The sequence below is a fragment of the Gordonia rubripertincta genome (assembly GCF_038024875.1).
In the GTDB taxonomy this organism is placed as follows: Bacteria; Actinomycetota; Actinomycetes; order Mycobacteriales; family Mycobacteriaceae; genus Gordonia; species Gordonia rubripertincta.
Genome location: NZ_CP136136.1, coordinates 4937643 through 4957112, shown reverse-complemented (window position 1 = coordinate 4957112; position 19470 = coordinate 4937643). Strand labels below are relative to the sequence as shown.

Below are 19470 nucleotides of genomic sequence, written 5' to 3'. Positions count from 1 at the left end.
GGGAGGCGCGGGCCACGACGGTAGCCTGCAAGGATCATGAGCTACACCTTCGGTCTCGACGATGTCGCGTTCCTGCGGTCGCGCCACGGTGAGAAGGCCCTCGACACGGTGTCGGGTCTGGCGCTCACCCCCGCGTCGATGCTGTCCGACATCACCGAGGTCCGCGGCCGGTACACACCGCACGACGCCGCGCTGATCGAGACCGTCCGGAACCGTCGGCGAGCCGCAGCGAAACTGCGGGACCCGGCCGAGTTGTTGCTCACCGACGACGGGCTGCAGCAGGCGACCGCGTCGGTCGTCGCTGCGCATCGCGCCGCCGAGATCGCCGCTCGCTTCTCGGCGTCGGTGGTCCACGACCTGACCTGTTCGATCGGTGCCGAGCTCCGGGAACTGGTGCGCGTCAACGGGATCGCCGGAGTGATCGGCAGCGACCTCGACCGCGTCCGGCTCGCGATGGCGCGCCACAACGTACCCGATGCGACGCTTCTGGTGGCGGATGCGCTGACCCCGACCTCGACTGCGGACGTTCTTCTCGCCGACCCTGCTCGACGCTCCGATGCGGGCCGGATCTTCCGTCTCGACCAGCTGACCCCACCGCTGCTCGAACTGCTCGCCACCTATGCGGGCCGCGTGCTGATCGTGAAATGTGCTCCCGGACTGGACCATCAGATGCTGCGGAACCGGTTCGGATTCGACGGCGAGGTGCAGGTGACCTCGCTCGACGGGGGCGTCCGCGAAGCGTGCCTGTGGTCGGGGCCGGGGGTCGAGACCCGGCGCCGGGCAACGGTTCTGCGCACCCGGCCCGACGGCGCGGTATCGGAGTTCGAGATCACCGATCACGAGGACGACGACGTGCCGGCCGGTGATGCGGGGGAGTGGATCGTCGATCCGGACGGCGCTATCGTGCGAGCCGGACTCGTCAAGCACTACGCCCACCGCTTCGGCTTGTGGCAACTCGACCCGCAGATCGCCTATCTGACCGGCGATTCGGTGCCCGCCGGGGCGCGCGGGTTCCGGGTGATCGAGCAGGTCGGAGTGACGGAGAAGGTTCTCCGCAAGGCCCTGGCCGCCCATGGTTGCGGCCCGCTCGAGATCCTCGTCCGCGGCCTCGACGTCGATCCCGACCAGCTCCGCAAGAAGCTCAAACCCAAGGGTGACCGCCCACTGTCGGTCGTGCTCACCCGGATCGGACGCAAGGGAACCGCTTTCATCTGCGAGCCTGGTGTGAGGTTCTGACGGACCGCTGTAAACCGGAGCTTGACACTTCGATACTTGTAAACCTAATCTTTACAAGTGTCCGAGGTGGAAGAAACAGCACGGGAGATCGAGCGGTACGCGCGCAGTGTGGCAACCGGACCCGGTTTCGAACCGGGGGACCCGGGTGCTCGCGAGGCGGCACTGACCCGAGTCCATGACGCACTCCAGTTGGGCCGTCGTGCAGAGGAATTGCTCAGCGCCACGGCTCGCGCCGCACGTGAGTTCGGATGTACCTGGCAGGAGATCGGCGACGTCGTCGGTGTCACCCGTCAGGCGGCGTTCCAACGCTTCGGCAAACCCATCGATCCCAGAACAGGAGCACCCATGCAGAAAGTCACGATCGCCCACGCCGATGCCATGGCCCTCGACGTCATCGAGAAGATCGCCAAGACCGAGTGGGCGAGTGTAACAGCACGTTTCGACGAGCCGATGACCGCAGCCCTGACCGACACCGCATTGGCCGACGCCTGGGCGTCAGTCGTCGCGCTCCACGGCGAACTCGAGAACACCGGAGCGCCTTTCGTGCGCGGCCACGGCCTGCACACGGTGGTCGACGTCCCGCTCGAGCAGGAGGCCGGGGAGATGGTCTTCCGCGTCGCGTTCGACGCCGACGGTCGGATCGCGGGGTTGTTCTTCCTCAATCCCGACGCGGCGAGCAAGGAACTCTGAGCGGCCAAACACGAAGTGCGGGCTGAGTGTTGGGAAACGACACTCAGCCCGCACTCTGCGTCGGAGCTATCCGAGGTTCTTCTTGCTGTCGAAGAAGTACACCTCGCCGAGGTTGGTCGCGGTCGCGATCTGACCCGAGTAGGAGACCGAGACGCCGGTCGCGAAACCGGACGAATTCGGCAGCGGCAGAGTGCGTTTGGTCGTCCCGTCGTCGGTGGAGACCTCCACCAGTGACAGGGTGTTCTTGCCGGCGTCACGGACGACGGTCCAGGCGGTCTTCTGCTGGGTCAGCGCGGACAGGCTGACCGTGGCGAGATCGGTGCGCTGCCAGACCTTCTCGGCGCGGTCACCCGCGTCGCGGTACAGGGTGAGCGGGGCACCGAGCGAGCCGGTGGGGATGATCAGGCCGTCGGGCGACACGGTCATCGTCGCGAAGCCGTGACCCCCGATGTCCTGGGTCCACTTGGTCGACCCGTTCTCGGTGTTCAGGGCGACGATCTTGCCGTCCCGCGAGAAGGCGTACAGCGTCGCACCGTCGGCGGACAGGGTCGGCGTGCCGATGACGCCGCTCGGGACGTCGGCCTGCCAGGCGGTCCGCACCTCGCGCTTGCCGGCGACCTTGTTGTACTTCATCGCCCGGATCTGTGACGACGCCGCGCCCTGGGGGAAGAAGTTGAGGTAGAAGCGTTCCCGGCCGGTGTCGACCGCGGCGGGTGCGGGGATCGCGCACCGGGGCCCGTTGCTCACGCAGTCGCCGAAACCGAGGAGCGGCTGCGCCGGGTCGGCATCGTCGCGCAGCTTCACCTCGGGGGCGACGAGCTCGTTGCGCTGGGTGTCGATCAGCAGGATCTGACCCTGCGTCGTGGTCACCAGCACCTCGTTCGGCGCGGCGAACTTCGCCGACAGAGGGACACCGATGACGCCGGCGCGCCAGCGGATCGCGCCACCGGCGTTGAACGCGAGGAAGGTGGTCTCCTCGCCGAGGTACGGCTGGTCGTACTGGTCGACGAGCATCGCATTGACCTCGACACCCGCGCGCATGTCCTTGCAGAAGTTCTTGCGACCCGATCGGCCGTCGAGCACCAGCACGTTGCAGCCCTGAGCGGCGTTCGACGTGACACCGACATTGCCCTTGCCCGAAATGGTGACGGGCGCGGTGACGGGACCGCCGGTGGGGCGTGTCCAGCTGAGGGTGAGGTCGTCGGGGACGTCGGCGTAGGCGAAGTTCGCGTTGCCGGGGACGCCGCCGTAGCTGGGCCAGCCGACGCTCGGGACCGACCGGACGTCGATGTGTCCGTCGGAGCAGCCGGCGAGCACCAGCGAGCTGACGGCCATGACGGCGACGAACAGGCGGGTCAGCGCAGATCGGCGGTGTCGGGACACCTGCTGTCGTGCCAGGGCCATCCTGCTCCTCATAGTCGGGTGCTCTCCGGCACGAGTCGTGCCAGGAGTGAGCCTATCGTGTGTGATTTTCGGGTCGTTTAGGGTTTGTCCCATGACCACCATGTGGAACGCCTCCTACCGATCGCGACGCCGCGCCGGCCGCCGTCGCGATCCCGAGCAGGCACGATTCCTCACTCTCGATTCGCTGCGCTGGGTGAAACGCAATCGCGCGTACACCCCGTGGTACCTGGTCCGCTACTACCGTCTCGCGAAGTTCCGCCTGGCCAACCCGCATGTGGTGCTGCGGGGGATGGTCTTCCTCGGCCGCAACGTGGAGATCCACTGCACTCCGGAACTCGCCCGGATGGAGATCGGCCGCTGGGTGCACATCGGCGACGGCAACTCGATCCGCTGCCACGAGGGCAGTCTGAAGATCGGCGACAAGACCGTCTTCGGCTGCAACAACGTCGTGAACGCCTACCTCGACCTCGAGATCGGCGGGTCGACGCTCATCGCCGACTGGTGCTACATCTGCGACTTCGACCACAAGATGGACGACATCACGCTCCCCATCAAGGACCAGGGCATCGTGAAGGGTCCGGTCCGCATCGGGCCGGACACCTGGGTGGCCGCGAAGGTGTCGGTGCTGCGCAACACGATCGTCGGCCGCGGTTGCGTCCTCGGTTCGCACGCGGTGGTCAAGGGAAAGATCCCGGATTACTCGATCGCGGTCGGCGCACCCGCCCGCGTGGTCAAGAACCGCTTGGACGACTGGGCCAAGAACGCCGAACAGCGCGCGGAGCTCGAACGCGCCCTCGCCGACATCGAACGCAAGAAGGCCGCCGCCGAGAGAGCTGCGGCGGAGAAGGCGAAGTAGCGACCGACCGGCCGTCCGGTTCGACGTCGCGCGCGACGTCGATCCGGCCCTGCGAGATCAGGGTTCGGCAGGTTCGTCCCCAGACGGCATCGACGTGGCTGCCGGGGTCGACGGCGAGTGCGACGGCGCGTCGCTGTCGTCGGTCGGAGCCGTCGCCTCGGCGGCTGCGGGTTCGACGACGGTCTCGGTCCACCGCGATCCGTTCCGTTCGACGGTCGTCACCGTGCCGTCCGGGTCGGTGACCTCCAGGGTCGAGGTCCCGGGAAGCCAACGGATCTCGCTGGTCGACGGATACCGTCCCTCGTACACGGCCTCGCCGGTTTCGGTGCTGCGGATCGTCACCTCGCTTCCCGACCGGAAGTACGCGTAGTCGCTTGGTTCGGAGAGGATTCCGCCGGCCGGAGGGGCGGTGCTGTCTGGCGTCGTGGTCGCCGAGGTCGACTCGTCGGCGTGCTCTGCGCCGTCGGTTTGTGTGGCGGCCTGACCGGGATCCGACGACTCCGGGGCCGCGCGAAGCGCCGCGCCTGCGGGGGCGGTTCCGCATTTGATTCCTGTTGGCAGTTCGAGGAGAGTCGTCTTGCGAATCCATTGGTCCCGGTAACCCGCGGATTCAAAATTTCCGACCAGGTTCGTGAGTCGAATTCGGACTGAACTGCTGCCGAAGATGTTCAACAGGTCGAGAAGAGCGGAGAGAAGGTCCTCGGCGATCACGTAGGTCTCGGTACCGGTGGTCTGGGTGGCCGGTACCGTAGCCAGATGGGCGTCGTCGTCGTCGGGGAGGCTCAACTTGTACGCCGTGTAATTCGGCGAGGCCGGCCAGCTCAGCTGTACCGATGAGAACAGAATAAGGACCGAGCTGTTGGTACAGCTGAACGATGTCGGACCGGCAGGCCGGCCGGCGTTCACCGTGCCCGTGGCGGTTGCTGTGTCGGAGGCCGCCAATGCCTCAGCGGTGCCGTGGACGCTGGTGATCCCCACTACGACGACCGTGGCGGCGGCCGTGCCGGTCAGGACGCGTTGGCCTGCAGACGAATTGCGCCAACCCTGCCTCGGTGCGAAGCCGACAGCGAGAAGAAACAGGATCGCGAGAGCTTGTAGAGCAAGCGTGTACGGATTCTTGAGCCAGGCGGCGACGTAGCCGAGAAACGGCACAGTCCCGAGAACGCGGTCGACCTGGGTCACGGCGTACGTTCGCGGATCGTCGGCGTCGTTCGCATCGCCGCGCAGTGTCAGGGATACGGAATTACCGGTACGCCCGTCGACCGAGGCGACTCGATGCGTCACTCGCACTCCGTCGTCGCGGATGACGCTCACGACGTCGCCGCGTTGCACGGAGGTGGCCGGCATCGAATGGCCGAGTCCGAGCGAACCGGTCGGGATGGTGGGCGCCATCGACCCGGTCTCGAAGATCATCGGACGGACCCCGAAGGCCAACGCGATGATCGTCGCGATCAGACAAACGCTGCCCAAGACGGCACCGACCGTCAGTAGACGATCGCCCCGGCGGCGGGGAGTGGGTGACGCGAATCCGGCGGTCGGGAAGTCCTCGATTTCGGTGTGTTGCATCACGGCACCGTCGTATCGAACGTGAAGGTGACCGAACCGCCTGTCCCCGCGAGGTTTCCGGCCGCAGTGGTAGGCAAGGTCAGTTGCAGGCACAACGCCTCGCTGCCGCTCGTCGCCGCGAGTGGGCCCCGCCCCGTCGAAAAGGCCACCGGGTTACCGGTGATCGGGACGTTGTCGGCGACCTGAATACCGTTTGCGCCCGGGACGCACGTAGAGCCGCTGACCGATCCGCCGGCCACCACCTTCAGCAGCATCGCCTGCCCCAGTGCCGTCGCGCTGGAGACCTTGGAGTTGTAGTGAAACGACACCGAACCGGTGTTCTGCACGTTGATCACAAAGGCTGTGGTGTCCCCAGGTAGGAGCGACCCGGGAAAGGCGAACAGGTACGACGCCGAACCATTGGCCTTGATCTCCACATTCGCGGTCGTGAACGTGCCGGAGGTGGTGGCCGCGCTCGTGGTCCACAAGGCAGTCGTGCCGATTGTCGCCGTCGTCAGCAGGATTCCGCACGTCAGCAGCGCGCGCAGGCGGCGAGACGCGCCGGATGACCAGGTGAGGCGTGTCATGGCGCCGGCTCCGGGTCGTCGTTCTCGCGTTCCCGACGATCCGCGATGAATTGCCATGCGCCGTAGACGAACAGGAGTCCGGCAAGAGCGAACGCGGTCACGGTTCGACGCTTCTCCGTGAACCAGTTGTTGACCCAGCCGATGAGCAGCAGCCAGGACACGGCCTCCCACAGATGGTGCAGGACACCGCGGCGCACGTCCGGGTGATCACGTCCGGCGTCCGGGTTGTCGAACTCGGCCATCGGCTGATCGTCGAGGGCCGGTGTCGATCTCGGTTCGTTCATGGTCGGGTCTGCTCCGCTGCGAAACCAAAGGTGATCGTGAAGGTCGCCGGCTGTGCCCCCGTCACCGAGACGAGGGTCGCGCGAATGCACCACGAGGTGACGGCGCCGACGGCGAGAGGTGACCAGGGCGAGGTGAACACGGTGCCCGGGGCCGAGCTGTCCTGGGCGGTGAACGCGCCGGTCAGAGGAGTGCCGGTGCCTGGGCAGTTCGATGCCGGGGCGCCGGACAGGTTGACCGTCACCGTTGCACCTGGCGTCGACACCGATGGCCCGGCCGTTGCCAGTCGGAACCGCAACGGCGTCGAGCCGGTGTTGGTGACGTGCAGCACCGCCTGCTGGGCCTGTCCGGGAACGACATTCGATCCGTTCAAGGCGGGGAAGGTGAACGAGCCACCACCGGCCCCCGGTGCCAGGCCGAGCGTGCCGGTGGTGATGTTGCTGCTGGAGACATCTCTCCGCTCGGCCCATAGTGCCCCGGTGGTCCGCACCGATCCGAAGAACAGCACGGCCACCACGATCGCCAGGGCGGCGAGGAGGATGCCCCGCCGCGTGAAGGCTGCGGGCATAAGTGAACCGACGTTATGCCGGTCGGACCTGATTCAACGCGATTCTCATTCCGCTGACATTGATTTGTCCGTCGGTGAAATCCAGGTTCGGAGTGTTCTCAGCGAACGCCACGGTGACGGATACCGGAATGACCTGCGCGTCGGAAACCACGACGGCCGTATTCGGGGTTCCTGCTCCCACCTGAGTGGTGGTGGTGACATACGTCGTATCGGGAACGGTCGATCCGGTGCCGATCCCGGTCACCGAGAGTTAGGCTTTCATGTTCTTTCCGGTCGCGGTCACGGTGCAGCTCGCGTTGTACCGCCAGGTGTCGCCGGGCACCATGAGATCCGTTGCCGGGTCGATCGTCGTCCCGCCGTTCATGTTGCCCGAGATGTCTGTCCATGTACCCGCGGGGCAGACCAGCCCGAAGTCGCCGGCGGTGATGTTGCCACCGGCGACTTCCTCTTCATCACTCCACAACGCATATGACCCCATGCCTCCGAGAAGTAGGATCGCGCCCGCGCCGACGGCAATTGCGCCCTTGGATTTCCGATTCATGAACGTGCCCCTTCCAGGGAGAAACTGTGCCCAGGAAAATTCACTGTGGGCAATGCGCGTCACGTTAGCAAAACCGGAACCAGGTCCGCTTTAGGAGCGGATGTTATTTATCATTCGGAATTAACTCGTTATGGAAAGTGCAAATCAGTGCGCGGCGGGTTTTCCCGGATCCCGTTCCGGGAGGGGACGCAGCGGAATGTCCGGTCGCCCGACCGGATGACGCACGCGTCGCTTGGCGGCGAGATGCACCGACGCGGTCCGCTCGGCCACCTCGGCCCAGGAGAACTCCGCGGTCAGTCGGGCACGTGCCCGGAGGGCTCGCTGCGCTGCGGCGCCGGGGTCCGACAGTGTCGCGCGTACTGCGGCAGCGAGGCCGGCGACGTCGGCCGGTTCGAAGGTGAGGCCGGTGTCGGGTTCCTGCACCGCTTCGCCGAGACCGCCTGCGGTGGAGACGATCAGCGGGATGCCGGTGGCCGCGGCCTCGAGGGCGACGATGCCGAACGGCTCGTACCGGCTGGGCAAGACGATCGCGTCGCAGCGGTGCATGAGCGTCACGAGCTGGTCGTGGTCGACGGCGCCGACGAACCGCACCGCCTTGCTCACCCGGTGCTTGCGCGCCTGCTCCAGCAGCCAGTCGCGCTGGGTTCCGTCACCCGCGATGGTCAGAGTGGTGCCGGGATGGCTGCGGCGGATACGGGGGAGCGCGGCGAGTAGGTCCTGCACGCCCTTCTCGTATTCGAGGCGGCCGGCGAACAGCAGTTCCGCCGGACCGCTGGTCCGGGTGCGTGCAGCGAACGGCCATGTGTCGACGTCGATTCCGTTGTGGATCACGGAGATGTCCGCGGCGTCGTAACCGAAGAGCCGGTTGACCTCGTCGCGCATGGACGTCGAACATGTGATGAGGGAGTCTGATTCGGCGACGAGCCACCATTCGACCGAGTGCACCTGGCGATTGGTGCGGCCGCTGACCCAGCCGCTGTGCCGTCCCGCCTCGGTGGCGTGGATGGTGGAAACCAGTGGCACGTCGAAGAATTCGGCCAGCGCGATCGCCGGGTGGGCCACCAGCCAGTCATGTGCGTGCACGACGTCGGGAATCCATCGGGTCGAAGAATCCGCGAATGCTCTCTCGCCGTAAACATTCGGCCCGCTCGCTCCGCTCCCGGCGCCGGCCAGGATCTTGAGTCCCGCCCGGATGAACGAATGACCCATCGCGAGAGTCCAGGCCATCATGTCCTGACCGAACTCGAACTCCGGCGGATCCTCGGCGACCGCGATCACGCGTACGCCCTCCACGACAGAGTCGGTCGTCGGGTGGCTGACCGCATCGGTGCCCGAGGGGCGGCGCGTCAGCACCACCACATCGTGTCCGGCGGCGGCCATCTCGGTGGCGAGGTGGTGCACATGTCGACCCAGTCCACCGACCACGACGGGCGGGTATTCCCACGACACGAACAGCACCTTCATCCGACGCCCCCCTCAGCATCCGCGGTCAAGATCGCGTGCAACCGGCGCGCATCGAGTGCGGGAAACAGATTGTCGGCCCGCGCCCAGTTCCGTGCCAGGTCCGCCGCGACCTCGTCACGTCCGCGCATGGCGGCATCGCAGATCTCGCGCGTGGCATGTGCGTGCGTGTGCGCTCGCGAGACAGCGTACTGCGCGGCAGTGTCCTTCGACACCATGAAAGGCCAGTCGGAAGACACCGTGAGCAGCGTCTCCCGGACGATCTGATCGGCGACGCGGCTGCGCTGTCCGCCACCGGCGAGGAGTTTGGCCACGGCGTCGAGGGCGGTCTCGGTCACCTCCTCGTTGAGGGTGACGAGGTGCTGCACCTGTGGACCGTTCCACACGCGCCAGTCCTTACCCGACCCCCACGACGACGCGGGGAGATCGACCGGCTCGCCGACGAGTCCGGATCGCGTTGCGCCGGCGAGGGTTCCGACCTTCACCCCGACCTCGGGCAGGCGACGAAGGACGCGTTCGAGCCAGATCGGACCCTCATGCCACCAATGCCCGAAGAGCTCGGTGTCGAAGGCTGCGACCACCAGCGCGTCGCGGCCGATGCGCGCCGACTCCTCGATGAGGCGCTCCCGGACGTGCCCGACGAAATCCTCGACGTGGCGGTCGATCACGGCGTCGATGCGGGCCGGATCGTAGGGCTTCTTCTGGTTGCCCGGCACCGAACGTCCGGTGACGCGGAACCGCTTCAGTCCCGATTCATGGTCGTAGGTGTGGAAGTCGCGGTAGGCGGCGTGGCCGGGGTAGCCCGACTTCGGCGACCACACGCGGTAACTGACGGTGAGGTCACGTCCGTAGGCGATGACCCCGCTGTCTCCGACCGGGCGGCCGAGGGCGGTGTCGCCGTGCAGGGTCGGACCGTCGACCATGAAGTGCCCGACTCCCGCGCGCGCGTACTCCGCTTCCATCCCCGGCGCGAAGGCGCATTCGGGTGCCCAGATGCCTGCGGGGTCGAAACCCCAGCGTGCGTGTGCGTCGTAGAGGCCCTCACGGAGGAAGAAGGTGCGCAACCGCGGGTCGAGCAGCGGCGCGAACGGATGCGCGAGGGGTCCGCCGAGGATCTCGGCGACCCCGCTCGAGGCGACACCGCGGATCAGTGGTGAGGCGCCGTGTCGCCACTTCGTCTCGAAGGTCTCCAGCGCGCGCTGGGCGTCGAGGAACTCACGGCGACCGGCGTCGGCGCGGTCGGGGTCGTTCGACGTCGCGGCCTCGGTCGCCCGCAGCTGCCAGTCGGCCAGCCATTCGTACATCGACGACGCGCAGTGCGGGTCGTCGAGCTGCGCGGCCAGGACCGGGGTGATCCCGAGGGTCAACTGGTCGGTGAAACCGTCGTCGGCGAGACGTTCGAGAACGTCGAACAGGGGGATGTACGACGACGCCCACGACTGGTAGAGCCATTCCTCGCCGACCGGCCAGCGCCCGTGGTTGGCCAGCCAGGGCAGATGGGAGTGCAGGACGAAGGTGAACTGTCCCGGAACCTCGGGGGTGCTCATGGTCATTGCTCAGTCCCGGGTCGCCACCGCGACCAGGTCGAGCGAGGCGTCGATGTCGGACTCGCGCGCGTCGCGCACGGCGAAGTCCTCGGCGGCCACACCGGCGACGTCGTCGACGAGGTCGGCCGGCCACGGTTCGCCGGCGAGGGCCCGCTCGATCTGGGCGTCGATCAGCGATCCGCCCCACTTCTCGTCGAGTGCGACCAGGCGCGGTCCGTGGTGCACGCCGAGCATCGCGTCGAGGGTGAACCCGCCGTCGACGATCAGCTCGGTGAGTTCGGCGGCGTTGAGCTCGCGGGTGTGGAACGGGTTGAGCGGGGTGTCCCGGCCGGGGGAGAAGGTGATCCGGTTGGGCGTCGAGATCAGCAGCTCGCCGCCCGGACGCAGCACGCGCCGGCACTCGGCGATGAATGCGGCCTGATCCCACAGGTGCTCGATCACCTGGAAGTTCACCACCAGATCCACCGAGGCGTCGTCCAACGGGAGATCGATCAGATTGCCCTGGTGCACGATCAGCCCGGGGTAGCGGCGGCGGGTGTGTTCGACCGCCGAGGTGTCGTAGTCGACGCAGACCACCGACGACGCCCCGGCGTCGGCGATCATCGCGGCCCCATAGCCCTCGCCGGACCCGGCTTCCAGGACCTCGCGCCCCGTGCAGCGGTCGAGGATGTGCCGGTAGGCGATCTCGTGGCGGCGGAACCAGTAGTTCTCCGCGGGTATCCCGGGAACCGTCCGCTCGCCGGTCAGCGCCAGCTGTTGGTCGGCGTCGAGGGACTCCAGACCGGTCATCCCGGCCGTCGGCGGAGAACCGAGGTCTGCGTCAGTCATCTGCAAGAGCGTAGGGCATGGGGTCGCGGCGTCCCGGTTCGTCCTGGCGTCGGCCACCGACCGAACGATCGGCCGTGGTCGTCGCCGGTTCTCTGTCCAGGTACGACGCCGGTCCATAGTGTGAGGTAGTCGATGTTTAGTGAGAACATAGGAGACGCTAAAGTGGTGGAGACCAATGGCCTTACCCGCCGGTAAGTTGCCGAACCCGACGCAGGAGGTCGACGAAGACCAATGACAAACATTGTCGTACTGATCAAGCAGGTTCCCGACACGTGGTCCGAGCGCAAGTTGTCCGACGACGACTACACCCTGGACCGCGAGGCAGCTGACGCGGTTCTGGACGAGATCAACGAGCGCGCCGTCGAGGAAGCGCTGAAGATCAAGGAAGCCGACGGCGGTGAGGTCACCATCCTGACTGCGGGTCCCGACCGCGCCACCGACGCCATCCGGAAGGCTCTGTCGATGGGCGCCGACAAGGCCATCCACATCAAGGACGACGCGCTCCACGGCTCGGACGCGGTCCAGACCGCCTACGTCCTGGCCCGCGCACTGGGCACCGTCGAGGGCGTCGAGCTCGTCATCGCCGGTAACGAGGCCACCGACGGCCGCGTCGGCGCGATCCCGGCCATGATCGCCGAGTACCTCGAGCTCCCGCACCTCACGCACCTGCGCAAGCTGACCCTCGAGGGCGAGACCCTCAAGGGTGAGCGTGAGACCGACGAGGGCATCTTCCACGTCGAGGCGCAGCTCCCGGCGATCGTCTCGGTCAACGAGAAGATCAACGAGCCTCGCTTCCCGTCCTTCAAGGGCATCATGGCCGCGAAGAAGAAGGAAGTCACCGTCGTCTCGCTGGCCGAGATCGACGTCGAGCCGACCGATGTGGGCCTGGAGAACGCCGGCAGCGTCGTGAACTCCTCCACCCCGAAGCCGCCGAAGACCGCGGGCGAGCGCGTCACCGACGAAGGCGACGGCGGCACGAAGGTCGCCGAGTACCTGGTCGGCCAGAAGATCATCTGATCTTCCCCACCAGTCCATCCGGCGAACCCCAGACATTCAGGAGAAAACCAACATGGCAGAAGTACTCGTGCTCGTGGAGCAGGACGCCGAAGGCGCCCTGAAGAAGGTCACCAGCGAGCTCATCACCGCCGCCCGCGCTCTCGGTACCCCGTCGGCTGTCGTCGTCGGCAAGCCCGGCTCGGCCGACGCGATCATCGACGGCCTCAAGGAAGCCGGCGCCGAGAAGGTCTACGTCGCCGAGTCCGACGACGCCGCCTCGTACCTGATCAACCCCCAGGTCGACGTACTGTCCTCGATCGCCGAGAGCGCCGCTCCGGCAGCGATCCTGGTCGCGGCCACCGCCGACGGCAAGGAGATCGCCGGCCGTCTCGCCGTGCGACTCGGTTCGGGTGTGCTCGCCGACGTCGTCGACGTCAAGGAAGGCGGCGTGGGCATCCACTCCATCTTCGGTGGCGCGTTCACCGTCGAGGCACAGGCCAAGGGCGACACCCCGGTCATCTCGATCCGTCCCGGTGGCGTCGAGGCCGCTCCGCAGGCCGGTGCCGGCGAGCGTGTCGACGTCGAGGTCCCGGCGGCCGCCGAGAACGCCGTCAAGATCACCAAGGTCGAGCCGAACATCGGTGGCGATCGTCCCGAGCTCACCGAAGCGTCGATCGTCGTCTCCGGTGGTCGCGGTGTCGGTAGCGCCGAGAAGTTCTCGGTCGTCGAGGAACTCGCCGACGCGCTCGGTGCCGCTGTCGGCGCCTCGCGTGCCGCCGTCGACTCCGGCTACTACCCGGGTCAGTTCCAGGTCGGTCAGACCGGTAAGACCGTGTCGCCTCAGCTCTATGTCGCCCTGGGTATCTCGGGCGCCATCCAGCACCGCGCCGGCATGCAGACCTCGAAGACCATCGTCGCGGTCAACAAGGACGAAGAGGCGCCGATCTTCGAGATCGCCGACTACGGCATCGTGGGCGACCTGTGCAACGTCGCCCCGCAGCTGACCGAAGAGGTCAAGAAGCGCAAGTGATCCACGAGATCACGTAGTACCCCGGTGGCCCCCGACTCCGCGTCGGGGGCCACCGTGCGTTTGCGGCCTGTTCATCCGAGCCCGCCGATGCGGCTCGTGTTCATCCGGATCGCCCCGACACGTCACGCGGCCGTGGTCGTGACGACGCCGGCGGTGGCTTTCATACGGGGCATGAACGCTCTGCAGTCCATCGCCACCACTACGGCAACCGATTCCGCTGTCTCGGCCACCCTGCTGACCGCCGGCCCGGTTCGGGTGCTGGTGTCCGACGACTCGGCCGACATCCTTGCCGCCCAACGACTTCGCTTCCGGGTCTTCGCCGACGAGCCCGGCTTCTCCGATCGAATCGGCGACGCGACCACCGGTTGTGACGTCGACCGATTCGACGAATTCTGTGAACACCTCATCGTGCGGCACGACGACCACGGCGTCATCGGGTGCGCGCGGCTATTGGCACCGCCGCGGGCAATCGCCGCCGGCGGCTGGTACTCGTCAACCGAGTTCGACCTGCGTCAGTTGGGTGACATCTTTTCCGAGACAGTCGAATTGGGTCGTGCATGCGTACTCGGCGGGCACCGTGACGGATCCGTCACCGCCCTCATGTGGGCGGCTCTGCTGCAGTACATGGATCTCGCGGGCTACCGGTATCTGATGGGTTGTGTCTCGGTGCCGCTGCACAGCCCGGGGGAGTGGATGCCCGGATCCGTGTTGCGCGCCGTCCGTGATCGCCTACGCGACGACTACTCCGACCCGGTTCGGCGGGTTGCGCCGCTGACGCCCCCGCGTATCGGTGGGCGTCTCCTCGACGACATCACGCCCTCGGACACCATCGGGATGCCGCCCCTGATGCGCGGATACCTGCGGATGGGTGCTCGTATCTGTGGCGAGCCCGCCGTCGACGATGTGTTCGATGTCGCGGACTTCCTCACCCTGCTCGACCGGGAGGGCGCCAACCGGCGCTATCTCGACCGCCTGCGATCGAGTGCCCAGCGTCTCGGCTCGGCGAGGTCCTGACGCGGTGACCACCCTGCCGGTGGAGCGTCACCCGTGGTTCCCGGTCAGTGACTGCGGGCATGCCTGCCTCGGTCCGCGGGTCGAGAGGCGCGTGGCCGACGCCGTCGTCGCGGGCGCGCGGCTGTGTCGTCTCGCCGCGATCGCCGGCTGGATCGTCGCGACACCCATTGCCGACGGGACGATGGCGCGGCTCCGGAGGCGGCCGCGACGAGCGTTGCGAGCGCGGGCCGCACGGCCACTGCTCGCAGCGCTCGGCATCGGGGTCGTCGTCGACGACCGGCGGAGCGATCGACGCGCGACCGGGCTCATCGTCGCCAACCACATCTCCTTCCTCGACGTCCTCGCGCTCGCGCTTGTCAGCCCGGCGCCGGTGGTAGCGAAGTCCGATGTCGTCGACATGCCGGTGGTGGCGGGGCTCGCACGCCGGTTCGGGGTGATCGCCGTCGACCGTGGGACGCTGCGCGGACTCCCGGCGGCGGTGGGCGATGTGTCCGCGCGACTGGCCGCCGGATCGTCGGTGATCGTGTTCCCGGAGGGAACGACCTTCTGCGGCCGGACGGGTGGCGCGTTCCGCCCGGCGTTCTTCCAGGCGGCGGTCGACGCGGAGGTGCCGGTGTTCCCGGTTCGCCTGCGGTTCGTCGGACCCGACGGGGGTGCCGCGACGGCCCCGAGTTTCATCGGCGACGACTCGCCGCTCGACACCCTCCGTCGGGTACTACGGGCCCGCGGACTCACCGTGGTCGTCCGCCTCGAACGGGCCGAGGCGCCGGGCGCCGACCGTCGGGAACTGGCCCGGCGTTGTGAGCGGGTGCTGAGCGCGCGGAAAGTGACATCGGCCGTTCTCTGATATAGGTTTCTTCGGTGTGGCCGAACCCGTGGCCGCGCAGATCGCCGTATGTCGAAGGAGTCCGACGATGACGTCCACCCTCAGCCGGGAAGCGGCCCGCGCCAAGTTCTTCGAGCTGCGGGAAGCGGAAGGTCTCGTCGACGACGCGGTCCTCGACACCGTCTGGGCGGGGCTCGCGACGCTGCGTCCCGAGGAGATGCTGGGCGCCTGGAAGGGCGGCGAGTTCACCACCGGTCACGCCATCAACGGCATGCTGGGGAAGGCCAACTGGTTCGGCAAGACCTTCACCTCGCGCAGCGACGTGCAGCCGCTGGTGTGCCGCGACGAGGACGGCAAGCTGTTCTCGAACGTCGAACTCGGCAAGGGTGAGGCGAGCCTGTGGGCGGTCGAGTTCCGCGGGGAGCTCACCGCGTCGATGGTCTACGACGGCCAGCCGGTCATCGATCACTTCAAGCGCGTCGACGACACCACCGTCATGGGCATCATGAACGGCAAGGGCGGCGTCATCGACGGACGGCACCTGTACTTCTACCTCGAACGCGTCTGAGGCGTCCGAGGAGGCGACCGCGGGGTCGGGTCCGGTGGTCGTGCGCCCGATGACCGGCGTGAGGCGCACAGCGCTCACACGTCGCGGAATTTGTCGACGTCGGCCGCGCGTTTATCCTTGCTAGCGATGCCCCTGCCAACCCGAGTGCCGCCGCGCACGTCCGTCTACCTCGACCACGCCGCTTCGACGCGGATGCTGCCCGAAGCTGTCGAGGCGATGACCGCTGTCTTCGGTGCCCCGGGCAACGCCTCGTCCCTGCACGGTTCCGGGCGGACCGCCCGACGCCGCCTCGAGGAGGCGCGCGAGGCGATCGCCGCGGCCGTCGGTGCGCGGCCGTCGGAGGTCATCTTCACCGGAGGCGGCACCGAGTCGGACAACCTCGCCATCAAGGGCATCTACTGGGCCCGTCGCCGCGACGACGACCAGCGTCGCCGCATCATCGTGTCGGCGGTCGAGCACCACGCCGTCCTCGACCCCGCGCAGTGGCTGGCGGCCGACGCCGGCGCGGAACTCGTGGTGCTGCCGGTCGACGCCGACGGCGTCGTCTCACCCGCCGATCTGCGGGCCGAACTCGAGGCGCACGCCGACCAGACAGCCCTCATCTCGGTCATGTGGGCCAACAACGAGGTGGGTTCCATCCAGCCCATCGCCGAGATCGCCGCGCTCGGAGCGGAGTTCGGTGTCCCGGTGCACTCCGACGCCATCCAGGCCGTCGGCCACCTGCCGGTCGACTTCGCCGCCGGTGGACTGTCTGCGCTGAGCCTCGCCGCCCACAAATTCGGCGGTCCGCAGGGCGTCGGCGCGCTGCTGCTCGGTCGCGAGATCGCCTGTGTCCCGCTGCAGCACGGTGGCGGCCACGAACGGGACGTGCGGTCGGGAACCCAGGACGTCGCCGGCGCCGCCGGGATGGCCGCCGCGCTGACCTGGTGCGTCGAGCACATGGAGGAGAACACCGCTCGCGTGCGTGCGCTTGCGTCGCGACTGTCCGAGATCCTGCTCGGTGTCGAGGGTGCGGTGCTCAACGGTGCGCCGGCGGACGCCCGTCTGCCCGGAAACGTCCATGTCTCCTTCGCCGGCTGCGAGGGGGACTCCCTGTTGATGCTGCTCGACGCCAAAGGCATCGAGTGCTCCACCGGTTCCGCGTGCACCGCGGGTGTCGCGCAGGCTAGTCACGTACTGCTCGCGATGGGACTCGACATGGCCGACGCCCGGTCGTCACTGCGGTTCTCGCTCTCCCACACCACCACCGACGCCGACATCGACGCGGTGGCCCAGGTCATCGACGAGGTCGTGGGCCGAGCTCGTGCCGCCGGCCTCGTCACCGCACCCGGCGGAAAGGTCTCCTGATGCGCGTACTCGCAGCGATGAGCGGGGGCGTCGACTCGGCGGTCGCGGCCGCACGTGCCGTCGACGCCGGCCACGAGGTCGTCGGCGTCCACCTCGCCCTCTCGACCGCACCGGGGGCCCTGCGCACCGGATCGCGCGGCTGCTGCTCGCGGGAGGACGCGTCCGATGCCCGCCGTGCCGCCGACGTACTGGGAATCCCGTTCTATGTCTGGGATTTCGCCGACCGGTTCAAGGACGACGTCATCGACGAGTTCGTCGAGGCCTACGCCGCCGGACGCACCCCCAACCCGTGCCTGACGTGCAACGAGAAGATCAAGTTCGCCGCGCTCGCCGACAAGGCGATCGCTCTCGGCTTCGACGCTCTCGCCACCGGCCACTATGCGCAGCTCGTCGACGGTGAGCTGCGTCGCGCCGTCGACCACGACAAGGACCAGTCGTACGTCCTCGCCGTCCTCACGAGCGAGCAGCTGTCCCGTGCGCTGTTCCCGGTCGGGGACACCCCGAAGGCCGAGATCCGGGCCGAGGCCGCTCGCCGCGGCCTCGCGGTCGCCGACAAGCCCGACTCCCACGACATCTGCTTCATCCCCAGCGGCGACACCCGCGCCTTCCTCGGCGCCAAGATCGGTATCCGCCCGGGCGCGGTCGTCGACGCCTCCTCCGGTGAGCGCCTCGCCGACCACGAGGGAGTTCACGGCTTCACCATCGGACAGCGCAAGGGTCTCGGCATCGACGCCCCCGCCGCCGACGGCAAGCCCCGCTATGTCACCGAGATCGACCCGGAGTCGGGCGCCGTCACGGTCGGTACCGCCGAGGACCTGCAGGTCTGGGGCATCACCGCGACGCGTGCGGTGTGGACGTCGGGCATCACCCCCGACGAACCGTTCGAGGCCGTCGTCCAGGTGCGTGCACACGGCGGGCTCGCACCCGTCACCGCGACCCCGACCACCGTCGACGGCGAACCCGCGATCGACGTCGTCCTGCACGAGCCGCTGACCGGAGTCGCACGCGGCCAGGCCGCCGTGCTGTACCTGCCCGACGCCGAACGCGGCGATCAGGTCGTCGGATGCGGGCGCATCGCCTCCACCTCGTCGCAGCCGACCGCCGTCGCGACCCGGTGACCACCCCCGGTCTGCCCACCGGCGTCGGAACCGGCGTGGGCTCGATGCCCGGCACCGATCCGCGCGCGGCGGCCGCGGTGGTCAACGGGGAGCTCGACCTCGCGCACCTCGTCGAACTCCCCGGTCGGGGTGCTGGTTCGGACCTGATCGGTCGGATGGCCGCGATCCTCGTCGACCTCCCGATGGACACCGCGACCTGGGGTTACCGTCTGGCGCAACGGGAATCGCAGCTCACCCGCCGCGCCCGCGACTTCCTCAAAGAGGATCTCGACGTCGTCGAAGAACTTTGGGAGACAGCAGGCTTCGTCGGTACCGGCCGGCCGTTCAAGGTCCAGGTCGCCGGTCCGTTCACCGCCTCGGCATCGGTGGAACTGCCCAATGGTCATCGCGTGCTGAAGGACCCGGGCGCGGTCCGCGACATCGTCGCGTCGACCGCGGAAGGACTCCGCGAACACGTCGGAGAGATCACCCGGCGTCTCGGGGCGCAGGTGGTCGTGCAGATCGACGAGCCGATGATCGGCCGGGTCATCGACGGAACCGTCAAGCCCCTCACCCGGTTCGACCCGATCCGCGCGGTGCCGGCCGTCGAAGCGGCGCGGGCTCTCACCGAGCTGATCGAACACGTCGACGCACCGGTGATCCTGCACGACTGCAACCGGCCCCGCTGGGATCTCCTCGAACACCTTCGGGGCGTGGCGTACTCGATCGACGTCACCGCCCCCACCGACGCCGACCTCGACGGCATCGGGATGCTCATCGACCGCGGCGACATCCTCGTCGCCGGTCGCGTCCCGTCCACCGCACCGAAGCGGCCGATCAACGCCGACACCGTCGCGACCGACCTCGCCGCAATCGCCGACCGCATCGGCCTCAACCGGAAGGTGTTGTCCGAGAACGTCGTCGTCACACCGACCTGCGGTCTCGCCGGGGCGTCGGAGAGCTGGGCGAAGAAGGCCCTCGCGGTATCCGCCGACGCGGGTCAGCTGCTCGGCACCGACCCGACCGCGCTCTGAGGCCCTCGAAGCT

21 protein-coding genes are annotated in these 19470 nt (G+C 68.0%); 11 read left to right on the top strand and 10 right to left on the bottom strand.

Annotated elements, in window-relative coordinates; all coding sequences use genetic code 11:
• Positions 1–36 precede the first annotated feature (36 nt).
• A complete protein-coding gene (locus tag RVF83_RS22590; RefSeq protein ID WP_005198739.1) occupies positions 37–1236 on the top strand; it encodes a class I SAM-dependent methyltransferase in 1200 nt (399 codons plus the stop codon).
• 57 nt (positions 1237–1293) lie between these two features.
• A complete protein-coding gene (locus RVF83_RS22585) occupies positions 1294–1926 on the top strand; it encodes a DUF3887 domain-containing protein (RefSeq protein WP_005198740.1) in 633 nt (210 codons plus the stop codon).
• 66 nt (positions 1927–1992) lie between these two features.
• Here the strand turns inward: RVF83_RS22585 and RVF83_RS22580 are convergent, their stop codons facing one another.
• On the bottom strand, positions 1993–3330 hold the full coding sequence (locus RVF83_RS22580; RefSeq protein WP_005198741.1) for a PQQ-binding-like beta-propeller repeat protein: 1338 nt from the start codon (positions 3328–3330) through the stop codon (positions 1993–1995).
• Positions 3331–3421: 91 nt separating this feature from the next.
• Between RVF83_RS22580 and RVF83_RS22575 the strand changes: the two genes are divergently transcribed.
• A complete protein-coding gene (locus tag RVF83_RS22575) occupies positions 3422–4186 on the top strand; it encodes an acyltransferase (RefSeq protein WP_005198743.1) in 765 nt (254 codons plus the stop codon).
• A gap of 57 nt (positions 4187–4243) precedes the next feature.
• On the opposite strand, the gene RVF83_RS22570 is transcribed toward RVF83_RS22575, so the two are convergent.
• From RVF83_RS22570 to RVF83_RS22530, 9 genes are all read right to left on the bottom strand, one after another.
• Positions 4244–5752, bottom strand: a complete 1509-nt coding sequence (locus RVF83_RS22570) for a hypothetical protein (RefSeq protein WP_005198744.1) — start codon at positions 5750–5752, stop codon at positions 4244–4246.
• On the bottom strand, positions 5752–6318 hold the full coding sequence (locus RVF83_RS22565; RefSeq protein ID WP_005198745.1) for a hypothetical protein: 567 nt from the start codon (positions 6316–6318) through the stop codon (positions 5752–5754). Before RVF83_RS22565 ends, RVF83_RS22570 begins: the two co-directional genes overlap by 1 nt.
• On the bottom strand, positions 6315–6602 hold the full coding sequence (locus RVF83_RS22560) for a hypothetical protein (RefSeq protein WP_005198746.1): 288 nt from the start codon (positions 6600–6602) through the stop codon (positions 6315–6317). The genes RVF83_RS22565 and RVF83_RS22560 overlap by 4 nt, the downstream gene beginning before the upstream one ends.
• A complete protein-coding gene (locus RVF83_RS22555; RefSeq protein WP_005198747.1) occupies positions 6599–7168 on the bottom strand; it encodes a hypothetical protein in 570 nt (189 codons plus the stop codon). Before RVF83_RS22555 ends, RVF83_RS22560 begins: the two co-directional genes overlap by 4 nt.
• A gap of 13 nt (positions 7169–7181) precedes the next feature.
• The gene (locus RVF83_RS22550; protein ID WP_005198748.1) at positions 7182–7412 is read right to left on the bottom strand and encodes a hypothetical protein; all 231 of its coding nucleotides are present in this window, start codon (positions 7410–7412) and stop codon (positions 7182–7184) included.
• 6 nt (positions 7413–7418) lie between these two features.
• Entirely contained in the window at positions 7419–7709 is a 291-nt protein-coding gene (locus RVF83_RS22545; RefSeq protein ID WP_005198749.1) for an alternate-type signal peptide domain-containing protein, read from the bottom strand.
• 144 nt (positions 7710–7853) lie between these two features.
• Positions 7854–9173: a glycosyltransferase family 4 protein gene (locus tag RVF83_RS22540; RefSeq protein ID WP_005198750.1), complete on the bottom strand. Its 1320-nt coding sequence runs from the start codon at positions 9171–9173 to the stop codon at positions 7854–7856.
• The gene (locus RVF83_RS22535; RefSeq protein ID WP_005198751.1) at positions 9170–10723 is read right to left on the bottom strand and encodes a glycoside hydrolase family 57 protein; all 1554 of its coding nucleotides are present in this window, start codon (positions 10721–10723) and stop codon (positions 9170–9172) included. The genes RVF83_RS22540 and RVF83_RS22535 overlap by 4 nt, the downstream gene beginning before the upstream one ends.
• Positions 10724–10726: 3 nt before the next feature.
• Positions 10727–11545: a class I SAM-dependent methyltransferase gene (locus RVF83_RS22530; RefSeq protein ID WP_039880448.1), complete on the bottom strand. Its 819-nt coding sequence runs from the start codon at positions 11543–11545 to the stop codon at positions 10727–10729.
• 231 nt (positions 11546–11776) lie between these two features.
• Here RVF83_RS22530 and RVF83_RS22525 point away from each other — a divergent pair, with 231 nt between their 5' ends.
• The 8 genes from RVF83_RS22525 (at position 11777) to RVF83_RS22490 (ending at position 19457) form a co-directional block, all read left to right on the top strand.
• Complete coding sequence (locus tag RVF83_RS22525) at positions 11777–12562, top strand: electron transfer flavoprotein subunit beta/FixA family protein (RefSeq protein WP_005198753.1); 786 nt, start codon at positions 11777–11779, stop codon at positions 12560–12562.
• A gap of 52 nt (positions 12563–12614) precedes the next feature.
• Entirely contained in the window at positions 12615–13571 is a 957-nt protein-coding gene (locus tag RVF83_RS22520; protein ID WP_005198754.1) for an electron transfer flavoprotein subunit alpha/FixB family protein, read from the top strand.
• Between the two features lie 87 nt (positions 13572–13658).
• Complete coding sequence (locus RVF83_RS22515; protein ID WP_005198755.1) at positions 13659–14585, top strand: GNAT family N-acetyltransferase; 927 nt, start codon at positions 13659–13661, stop codon at positions 14583–14585.
• A 4-nt stretch (positions 14586–14589) separates the two neighbouring features.
• The gene (locus RVF83_RS22510) at positions 14590–15432 is read left to right on the top strand and encodes a lysophospholipid acyltransferase family protein (RefSeq protein ID WP_005198756.1); all 843 of its coding nucleotides are present in this window, start codon (positions 14590–14592) and stop codon (positions 15430–15432) included.
• Between the two features lie 67 nt (positions 15433–15499).
• The gene (locus RVF83_RS22505; protein WP_005198757.1) at positions 15500–15979 is read left to right on the top strand and encodes a DUF4334 domain-containing protein; all 480 of its coding nucleotides are present in this window, start codon (positions 15500–15502) and stop codon (positions 15977–15979) included.
• Positions 15980–16123: 144 nt separating this feature from the next.
• A complete protein-coding gene (locus tag RVF83_RS22500) occupies positions 16124–17326 on the top strand; it encodes a cysteine desulfurase family protein (protein WP_005198758.1) in 1203 nt (400 codons plus the stop codon).
• Positions 17326–18444 carry a tRNA 2-thiouridine(34) synthase MnmA gene (gene mnmA, locus RVF83_RS22495; RefSeq protein WP_168432588.1) on the top strand — a complete coding sequence of 373 codons (1119 nt, stop codon included), beginning with the start codon at positions 17326–17328 and terminating at the stop codon, positions 18442–18444. The genes RVF83_RS22500 and mnmA overlap by 1 nt, the downstream gene beginning before the upstream one ends.
• Positions 18390–19457, top strand: coding sequence for a vitamin-B12 independent methionine synthase (locus tag RVF83_RS22490; protein ID WP_051989271.1), 1068 nt, complete (start codon positions 18390–18392; stop codon positions 19455–19457). Before mnmA ends, RVF83_RS22490 begins: the two co-directional genes overlap by 55 nt.
• Positions 19458–19470 lie beyond the last annotated feature (13 nt).

Coding starts and splice junctions, on each gene's coding strand:
- RVF83_RS22555 (WP_005198747.1), bottom strand. CDS start 7,168: ATGCCCGCAGCCTTCACGCGGCGGGGCATCCTCCTCGCCGCCCTGGCG.
- RVF83_RS22490 (WP_051989271.1), top strand. CDS start 18,390: ATGCGGGCGCATCGCCTCCACCTCGTCGCAGCCGACCGCCGTCGCGAC.
- RVF83_RS22590 (WP_005198739.1), top strand. CDS start 37: ATGAGCTACACCTTCGGTCTCGACGATGTCGCGTTCCTGCGGTCGCGC.
- RVF83_RS22560 (WP_005198746.1), bottom strand. CDS start 6,602: ATGAACGAACCGAGATCGACACCGGCCCTCGACGATCAGCCGATGGCC.
- RVF83_RS22570 (WP_005198744.1), bottom strand. CDS start 5,752: ATGCAACACACCGAAATCGAGGACTTCCCGACCGCCGGATTCGCGTCA.
- RVF83_RS22520 (WP_005198754.1), top strand. CDS start 12,615: ATGGCAGAAGTACTCGTGCTCGTGGAGCAGGACGCCGAAGGCGCCCTG.
- mnmA (WP_168432588.1), top strand. CDS start 17,326: ATGCGCGTACTCGCAGCGATGAGCGGGGGCGTCGACTCGGCGGTCGCG.
- RVF83_RS22525 (WP_005198753.1), top strand. CDS start 11,777: ATGACAAACATTGTCGTACTGATCAAGCAGGTTCCCGACACGTGGTCC.
- RVF83_RS22530 (WP_039880448.1), bottom strand. CDS start 11,545: ATGACTGACGCAGACCTCGGTTCTCCGCCGACGGCCGGGATGACCGGT.
- RVF83_RS22545 (WP_005198749.1), bottom strand. CDS start 7,709: ATGAATCGGAAATCCAAGGGCGCAATTGCCGTCGGCGCGGGCGCGATC.
- RVF83_RS22565 (WP_005198745.1), bottom strand. CDS start 6,318: ATGACACGCCTCACCTGGTCATCCGGCGCGTCTCGCCGCCTGCGCGCG.
- RVF83_RS22505 (WP_005198757.1), top strand. CDS start 15,500: ATGACGTCCACCCTCAGCCGGGAAGCGGCCCGCGCCAAGTTCTTCGAG.
- RVF83_RS22575 (WP_005198743.1), top strand. CDS start 3,422: ATGACCACCATGTGGAACGCCTCCTACCGATCGCGACGCCGCGCCGGC.
- RVF83_RS22535 (WP_005198751.1), bottom strand. CDS start 10,723: ATGACCATGAGCACCCCCGAGGTTCCGGGACAGTTCACCTTCGTCCTG.
- RVF83_RS22515 (WP_005198755.1), top strand. CDS start 13,659: ATGCGGCTCGTGTTCATCCGGATCGCCCCGACACGTCACGCGGCCGTG.
- RVF83_RS22540 (WP_005198750.1), bottom strand. CDS start 9,173: ATGAAGGTGCTGTTCGTGTCGTGGGAATACCCGCCCGTCGTGGTCGGT.
- RVF83_RS22580 (WP_005198741.1), bottom strand. CDS start 3,330: ATGGCCCTGGCACGACAGCAGGTGTCCCGACACCGCCGATCTGCGCTG.